We start from the raw sequence: 7811 nt of genomic DNA, 5'->3' as shown, positions 1-7811 counted from the left end.
GTACGACTCGTGGCCCGCCGACGCACGGCGACACGATCGTCGCGCCGCCGGGCCACGAGTCGTACGGTCGACCCATGAGCACGACGACCCCGACGAGCGACACCACCACGACGAACCCGACGCCCCCGGCCGCACCGACCTTCGCGGAAGCATGGACCGCCTGGCACGACGACCACGAGCAGGCCCGGGCGAGCGAACACGGCTTCCTCGCGATCACGAGCATCCGCTGGCTCACCGCGACGCCGGAACGGTTCGAGGACGCCCCGGGCAGCTGGTCGACGGACGAGGACGGCCCGGTGGTCGCACTGGCCGACGACGAGACCGTCGAGGTCGACGGACAGCCGGTCACCGGGACGCACCGGTTCGGCCCGCTGCCGGAGCGCTCGAGCACGAACGTGGTGTGGCGCGACGGCGACGAGACCGTGGTGATCGAGGTCGCCCGGCGCGGCGGCAGTGACCTGCTGCGCCCGCGGCACCCGTCGAACCCGACCCGCGTCGGCTACCAGGGCACCCCGGCGTACGCCCCCGTTGAGCGCTTCGTCGTGGACGCGCACTTCGAACCGTTCGACACCCCGCGCGAGGTCACCGTCGGCAGCGTCGTCGACGGCCTGCTGCACGTGTACGAGGCCCCCGGCGTCCTGACGTTCGACCTCGACGGGCCGCGGTCGCTCCTGGCGTTCAACGGGCACGCCGGCGGCCTGCACGTGCTGTTCACCGACCGCACGAGCGGGGTCACGACGTACGCGGCGAACCGCAGTCTCGACATCGCTGCACCGGATGCCGACGGTGCCACCCGCATCGACTTCAACCGCGCGACGAACCTGCCGTGCGCGTACACACCGCACGCGACCTGCCCGCTGCCGCCCGCCGAGAACCGGCTCGACGTGGCGATCGAGGCGGGCGAGCAGCTGCCCGCAGCCTGACCGCGGAGCACGCACGCCCCGCCGAGCACGCACGGCCCGCGGGCGCGCACGGCCCCAGCCGCGCACCGGCGCAGCCGACCCGTCCACGAGAATGGGGGAGCCATGCCACGACCCACCTCCCGCATCCCGCTCAACACCCTCGCCGTCCCGTTCGGCCTCGCCGGCTTCGCCGAGACGTGGTCGTACGCCGCCCCCGTGCTGCACCTGTCCACTGTGGTGCCGCAGGTGTTCTGGGCGATCGCCGCCGTCGCGTGGGTGTGGCTGCTCGGTGCGCACGCCGTCCGGGGCGCACGCGTCAGCGAACGGCTCGTCGACCAGCTCCGCCACCCGGCGCAGGGGCCGATCGCCGCGCTCGTCCCCGCGACCGCGATGCTGCTCGGCGTCGACCTCGCGCGGTTCGCCCCCGTCGCCGGGCAGGTCGTGGTGCTCGCCGCCGTGGCCACCGCGGCCGGGTTCGCCGCCTGGCTGCTGAGCACCTGGTTCGAGGGCCGGCTCGCCCTGGAGTCCGTGCACGGCGGCTACCTGCTGCCGACCGTCGCCGCGGCCCTGGTCGCCTCGGTCGCCACGCACGAGGTCGGCGTCGGCTGGCTGTCCTGGCCGGCCCTCGGCGTCGGCGTGTTCTTCTGGGGCGTCATGACCGGCCTGCTGCTCATCCGGCTGGCGTTCCGACCGGCGCTGCCGGGGCCGCTCGTGCCGACGATGGCGATCCTGGTCGCGCCGCCGGCGGTCGCCACCCTGTCGGTGTTCGCCCTCACCGACGGTGCTGTGACCCTGCCCGTGCAGGCCATCGCGGGCCTCGGCGTCCTGATGGTCCTCGTGCAGCTGGCCCTGCTGCCGCGGTACGTCCGCCTGGCGTTCTCGCTCGGGTTCTGGTCGTTCGTGTTCCCGGCTGCCGCGGTCGCCACCGCCGCGGTGGAGTGGTTCCGGGCACTCGCGCTGCCGTCCGCCTGGATCCCCACCACCGCGTTGCTGGCGCTGCTCAGCGTGCTCGTCGCGGTCGTCGGTGCCCGCTCGATCGGCCTCGCCGTGCACCACCTGCTCGGGCAGGCCGAGCGGACCCTGCACGACGCCGACGACGAGGACGCCGCCCCCGGCCCCGTGACGGGCGCGACGCGCGTGGTCTGACGAGCGGGGCGGTCGGGCCGCGCAGGCGGCGGACGGGAGGCCCGTGGCGGCCCCGCCCCGCGCCTCCCGTCAGGTCGCTGGGACGCGTCTCCAGCCGCTGGTCGCCCGCCAGGCGGGCGCGTCGAAGTGGAAGACGCTGCCCATGCCGGGCTGGTCGAGGGCGCGCGTGATCGGGACGCCGCGCAGGTGGGCCAGGAGCAGCGCGCCGACCGCGCCGTGCGACACGATCGTGACGTCGCCGGTAGCGCAGTGCCGGCGGACGGCCGCGACGATGCGCTCCTGGGCGTCGATCGCCCGCTCCCAGCCGCGGACCGACTGCTCGGGCAAGGCGAAGAACGAGTCGACGACGGCCTCGAACTCGGACGGCGGCAGGTAGCCGGTCGCGCTCCGGTCGATCTCGCCCAGCAGCGGGTCGTGCTCGACCGGCAGTCCGACGGCGCTGGCGAGCAGGTCGGCGGTCTCGACGGCCTTGCGCTCGGTGCTCGAGACGATCCGCCGGGAGCCCGGCGTCCACGCGAGCCGGTGTGCGGCGGCGGCCCGGACACGACCCTCGGGCGACAGCCCCCACGACTCGATCGGGACCGCGGGTTCGACCACCACTTCAGCGTGGGTCAGGAACGACGAGACCATCCGGCGATCCTCGCACGGTGCGCCGCGCGTCACACGGCGACACCGTCGGTCACGTTCCGCAACACCGCTTCGCCGCTCGGCCGAACCGTCCTAGCGTCGCCCCATGACCGTGCCCGACCGCATCACCCTCGTCACCGCGCTGCAGGGCGCCGGCTGGCACCCCGCCGCCTGGCGCGCCGCCGGCCCGGCAGCACAGCGCCTCACGAGCCTCCGGCACTGGCGCGACGTCGTCGTCGAGCAGGACCGGCTCGGCGTCGACGCCGTCACCCTCGAGGACTCCTTCACCGCCGGCCCCACCGGCCCCGACGGCGACCTCGACACGTCGACCGTCGTCGGCCGCCTCGATGCCCTCCTCGTCGCGAGCGCGGTCGCCCCCGCGACCCGCGCGATCGGTCTGGTGCCGACCGTCTCGGTCACGCACACCGAACCGTTCCACGTCGCCACGGGCCTCCAGACCCTCGACCACGTCTCGCTGGGGCGGGCCGGTTGGCGGATCCAGGTGAGTCCGACGACCCGCGAGGCCGCGCTGTTCGGCCGCCGCCCCGGCGGCGACGACGCGGCCACGTTGTTCGACGAGGCCCGCGAGGCCGCCGAGGTCGTCTCCCGCCTCTGGGACAGCTGGGACGACGACGCGATCATCCGCGACGTCACGACCGGCCGGTTCATCGACCGCGACCGCATCCACGACGCGGCGTTCTCCGGCTCGTTCGTGTCGGTGCACGGCGCGTCGATCGTGCCGCGGTCGCCGCAGGGGCGGCCGCCGGTGTTCGCGCTCGCGCACCGCTCCGACGCGGCAGCGTTCGCGGTGGACGCTGCGGACGTCGTGCTGGTCACGCCCGGATTCGACGGCCTGGAGGATCGGGGTGCGCTGGACCTCGTCCGTGACGCCGAGCAGGCGGCCGGGTCCGACCTTCGTCGTCCGGTCCTCGCGGACCTCGCGGTGCTCATCGGGTCGTCACCGGCAGCCGCCGCCGACGAGCTGGCCGCGCTCGACGCGGCAGCGGGCGCTCCGTACGCCGTCGGCTCCGGGTCGGACACGTCCGTCCTCGCGACGACGGTGCCGGACCTGGTGGCACGGATCGCGGACCTGCGGGCCCTCGGGTACGCCGGCGTCCGGCTCCGTCCGCTGCGCATCCCGGTCGACAGCACCGCCATCGCGCGGCAGCTCGTCCCCGCCCTCGTCACCGCGGGGCTCCGCGCCGACGTGGCGTCCCGTCCCACCGCCGACCTGCGCACGCGGCTCGGCATCGCCCCGGCGGTCAGCCGGTACGCGCGTCCTTCCGTCACCGGTGCCGGTGTCGGTTCCGTCTCTTCGGGGGTCTCAGCATGAGCGCCAAGCGTCAGGTCCACCTCGCCGCCCACTTCCCGGGCGTCAACAACACCACCGTCTGGAGCGACGACCGCGCCGAGAGCCAGATCGCGTTCTCGTCGTTCGAGCACTTCGCCCGGAACGCCGAGCGGGGGTTCTTCGACTTCCTGTTCCTCGCCGAGGGGCTGCGGTTGCGCGAGCAGAAGGGACGCATCCACGACCTCGACGTCGTCGGACGTCCGAACACGCTCGCGATCCTCGCCGCGCTGGCCGGGGTCACCGACCACATCGGGCTCGTCGGCACGCTGCAGACGACCTTCAACGAGCCCGTCGAACTCGCGAAGCAGCTCGCCACGCTCGACCACCTGACCGACGGCCGCGCCGGCTGGAACGTCGTGACGAGCTCGGACGCGTTCCACGGTGCGAACTTCCGCCGTGGGGGATTCCTCGACCACGCCGACCGGTACACGCGAGCCGCCGAGTTCGTGGAGCTGTCGCGCGAGCTCTGGGACTCGTGGGAGTCGGACGCGATCGTGGCGAACGGGTCGGGCGCCGCCGGGACCCTGGCCGCCGGCGTGTTCGCCGACCGCTCCCGCATCCACGACGTCGACCACCACGGCCCGCAGTTCGACGTGACCGGCACGTTCCCGGTGCCGCGCAGCCCTCAGCGGCACCCGGTGATCGTGCAGGCCGGTGACTCCGACGAGGGCCGCGACCTCGCCGCCGCGAACGCCGAGGTCATCTTCTCGCTGCACACCGAGTTCGACGACGCACGGAGCTTCTACGGCGACGTCACCGAGCGCCTGGAGCGGGTGGGGCGGTCGAAGGACGAGTTGCTGATCCTGCCCGGCGCGACGTTCGTGCTCGGCGACACGGCGGACGAGGCCGAGGAACGTTCCCGGGCGATCCGCCGCGCACAGGTCAGCCCGGCGACCGCGATCGCGTTCCTCGAACAGGTGTGGAACCGTGACCTGTCGTCGTACGACGTCGACGGGCCGTTGCCCTCGATCGAGCCGGACCTGGAGGGCGCCGACATCACCCGTGGCCGCGTGCGCCACACCCGCGACGTGCCCGCACTGGTGCAGTCGTGGCGCGACCTCGCCGCGGCCGAACACCTGTCGATCCGTGACCTGGCCATCCGGGTCTCGACCCGCGGCGGCTTCGTCGGCACGCCCGCTCACATCGCCGCCGAGATCGACCGGTACGTGCAGGAGCGCGCCACCGACGGCTTCGTCGTCGTGCCGCACACCAACCCGTACGGGCTCGACGAGTTCGTAGACCGGGTCGTCCCGCTGCTGCAGGAGCGCGGCGTCTACCGGCAGTCGTACGACGAGGGCGCCACGCTCCGCCAGACGCTCGACCTGCCCGGACGGGTCCTCGACCGGCAGCGGGTCCTCGCATGAGCCGCGTCCCGCTCTCCGTCCTCGACCTCGTCCCGGTGAGCACCGGGTCGACGCCGGCCCAGGCCCTGGCGAACACGGTCGACCTGGCCGTCGCCGCGGAACGTGCCGGGTACGCCCGCTACTGGCTCGCCGAGCACCACCTCAACCCCGGTGTTGCCGGCAGCGCACCGACCGTCGTCATCGGTGCAGTCGCCGCAGCCACCTCGACCATCCGGGTCGGCAGCGCCGCGACCCTGGTCGGCAACACCCGCGGGCTGCAGATCGCCGAGACCTTCGGCACGCTCGCCGCGCTGTACGGGCCGCGCATCGACCTCGGGCTCGGCCGCTCAGGAGCACCAGCACCCGGCACCCCGAAGCCGCCGTCGCTCGCCCCGCGGAGCGACCAGGTCGTCGACGGCCTGCTCGTCCCCGCGCCGTTCGAGTTCCGCATCGCGCCGGGCAGCAGGTTCGCGCTGCAGGGTGAACTGCTCGGGCGGGTGCCGGGCGACGTCGACCGGTTCACGGGCGAACTCGACCTGATCCGCGGCCTGTTCGCGGGCACGTGGTCGCGGGACGGTGCGGTGATCGAGGCCCCACCGGCCGCGGGCGCCGCCGTCGAGCTGTGGATCCACGGCTCCACCGGCGGCGAGAGTGCCCGGATCGCCGGCGCGCTCGGCCTGCCCTACGGCGCGAACTACCACACGTCGCCGGGCACGGTCCTGGCGTCGGTGCAGGCCTACCGCGACGCGTTCCGCCCGGGCGTGCTCGACGCGCCGCACGTCATCGTGTCGGCCGACGTGCTCGTGGCGCCGACCGCGGCCGAGGCGGACGAGCTCGGGCTCGGGTACGCCCAGTGGGTGCACTCGATCCGCTCCGGCGTCGGGGCGATCGAGTACCCCGCCCCGGACCAGGCTCGGGAGCTGCGGCTCGCCGCTGAGGCCGAGGCGTCGGTGGCGGACCGGCTCGCGACCCGGTTCGTCGGCGAACCGGTACACGTCGCGGAACGGCTCGAGACGCTCCGGCGGGTCACGGGCGCGGACGAGTTGCTCGTCACGACGATCGCGCACGACCACGACGCCCGCTTGCGCTCCTACGAGCTGCTCGCCGCGGAGTGGGCGGCGCCTGTCGTCGAGGGGGAGTCCGCTCTGGCTGCGCGCTAACTCAATGCGTGTGCATGTTCCGACGTCCCACCTGTCGTTCGACGGGTGGGACGTCGTTCGTTGCGCACGCATCGGGTGCGTGTGCATGTTCCGACGATCCACGAGTCGTTCCCCTCGTCGATTGTCGATTGTCGATTGTCGATTGTCGATCGTCGAGCGGGGAGTTCCCCCCGACCGCCGCACGCACGACACCCCCGCGACCACGACGGCCACGGGGGTGTCACAGCACACCTCAGCTGTTGTCGAGCGGCAGGCCCTCGGGGTTCACCTCGGACGTCTTCACGGCCTCGTTCGACAGGTTGTAGGCCGCGAGCCACTTCGCGTAGGTGCCGTCCTCGATCAGCTCGTTGATCGCCGCCGCGACGGGCTTCGCGATCCCGCTGCCCTGCTTCGTCGTCGCGGCGATGAGCCCCTGCAGGGACGAGCCGGCGCCGGAGTACGTGCCCGCCGTCTTCGTCGCCTTCGCCGTGCCCTTGCTCTGCGTGTTCTGGTAGGCGATCGTCGGGTTCGGGCCGAAGTATGCGTCGATCTTGCCCGAGTCGAGCGCGAGCTTGATCGCGTTGCCGTCCGGGTAGTACTTGATCGTGAAGTCCTCGCCCTTCGCCCGGAGTTCCTTCTGCCACTCGAGCAGGATGTTCTCCTGGTTCGTGCCGGAGCTGACGGACAGCGTCTTCCCGGCGAGCACGGACGGGTCGCCGTCGAAGCGCAGCGAGCTCGACGCCAGCACCTGGAACGCCAGGTTGTCCTGCCGGTACGAGGCGAAGTCGTACTTCTCCTTGCGCTCCTCGGTGACCGTGACGTTCGAGAAGCCGGCGTCGTACTTGCCGCTGTCGATGCCGACGAACAGGTTGTCCCACGTGGCGTTCTGCACGTCCGCGCGCAGCCCGAGCTTCGCCGCGACGAGCCGTCCGAGGTCGGGCTCCGAACCGGTGATCGTCTTCTGGTCGTCACCGGTGAAGGCGAGCGGCGGGAACCCGGCGGGCAGGGCCCCCACACCGATCGTGAGCTTGCCGGACTTCCGGACCGCGGCGGGGAGCGCGTCGTGCAGCTTCGTGTCCTCGGTGACCTCGACGGTCGTCTTGTTCGCCGCACCGTTCGAGGCGGCGCCGATGGTGACGGAGCCGTCGGGTGCGCCGCTCGTGTCGGCGGAAGCGCCCGCGGAGCACCCGGCGAGGGCGACGACGACGCCGGCTGCGAGGACGAGGAAGCCGGCGCGGTTGCGCCAGCGGGCGGGGGTGATCGTGGACATGGTTCTCCTTGGGGTGCGTGCGGGGATCGGGGG

General features: G+C 73.2%; 7 protein-coding genes. 5 read left to right on the top strand and 2 right to left on the bottom strand.

Annotated features, from left to right (window positions below; translation table 11 throughout):
• Positions 1–74: 74 nt before the first annotated feature.
• Positions 75–923, top strand: coding sequence for a DUF1684 domain-containing protein (locus tag DEJ01_RS17785; RefSeq protein ID WP_111093772.1), 849 nt, complete (start codon positions 75–77; stop codon positions 921–923).
• Between the two features lie 102 nt (positions 924–1025).
• Positions 1026–2048 (top strand): transporter, encoded by a 1023-nt coding sequence (locus tag DEJ01_RS17780; RefSeq protein ID WP_111093771.1) that lies wholly within the window; start codon positions 1026–1028, stop codon positions 2046–2048.
• A 69-nt stretch (positions 2049–2117) separates the two neighbouring features.
• Here DEJ01_RS17780 and DEJ01_RS17775 read toward each other — a convergent pair whose 3' ends face one another.
• Positions 2118–2678, bottom strand: a complete 561-nt coding sequence (locus DEJ01_RS17775) for a histidine phosphatase family protein (protein ID WP_111093770.1) — start codon at positions 2676–2678, stop codon at positions 2118–2120.
• Between the two features lie 103 nt (positions 2679–2781).
• Here DEJ01_RS17775 and DEJ01_RS17770 point away from each other — a divergent pair, with 103 nt between their 5' ends.
• Genes DEJ01_RS17770 through DEJ01_RS17760 form a run of 3 tightly spaced genes read left to right on the top strand, consistent with a single transcriptional unit; the run spans position 2782 to position 6529 of the window.
• On the top strand, positions 2782–4008 hold the full coding sequence (locus DEJ01_RS17770; RefSeq protein ID WP_111093769.1) for an LLM class flavin-dependent oxidoreductase: 1227 nt from the start codon (positions 2782–2784) through the stop codon (positions 4006–4008).
• Complete coding sequence (locus DEJ01_RS17765; protein WP_111093768.1) at positions 4005–5390, top strand: NtaA/DmoA family FMN-dependent monooxygenase; 1386 nt, start codon at positions 4005–4007, stop codon at positions 5388–5390. Before DEJ01_RS17770 ends, DEJ01_RS17765 begins: the two co-directional genes overlap by 4 nt.
• Positions 5387–6529, top strand: coding sequence for an LLM class flavin-dependent oxidoreductase (locus DEJ01_RS17760; protein WP_111093767.1), 1143 nt, complete (start codon positions 5387–5389; stop codon positions 6527–6529). Before DEJ01_RS17765 ends, DEJ01_RS17760 begins: the two co-directional genes overlap by 4 nt.
• 232 nt (positions 6530–6761) lie before the next feature.
• Here the strand turns inward: DEJ01_RS17760 and DEJ01_RS17755 are convergent, their stop codons facing one another.
• Positions 6762–7778: a transporter substrate-binding domain-containing protein gene (locus DEJ01_RS17755; protein ID WP_111093766.1), complete on the bottom strand. Its 1017-nt coding sequence runs from the start codon at positions 7776–7778 to the stop codon at positions 6762–6764.
• Between the last annotated feature and the right edge of the window lie 33 nt (positions 7779–7811).

The sequence above is a fragment of the Curtobacterium sp. MCLR17_040 genome (genome assembly GCF_003234735.1).
In the GTDB taxonomy this organism is placed as follows: domain Bacteria; phylum Actinomycetota; class Actinomycetes; order Actinomycetales; family Microbacteriaceae; genus Curtobacterium; species Curtobacterium flaccumfaciens.
The sequence above is the reverse complement of the archived record's forward strand: the minus strand, read 5'-3'. Positions and strand labels throughout refer to the sequence as shown.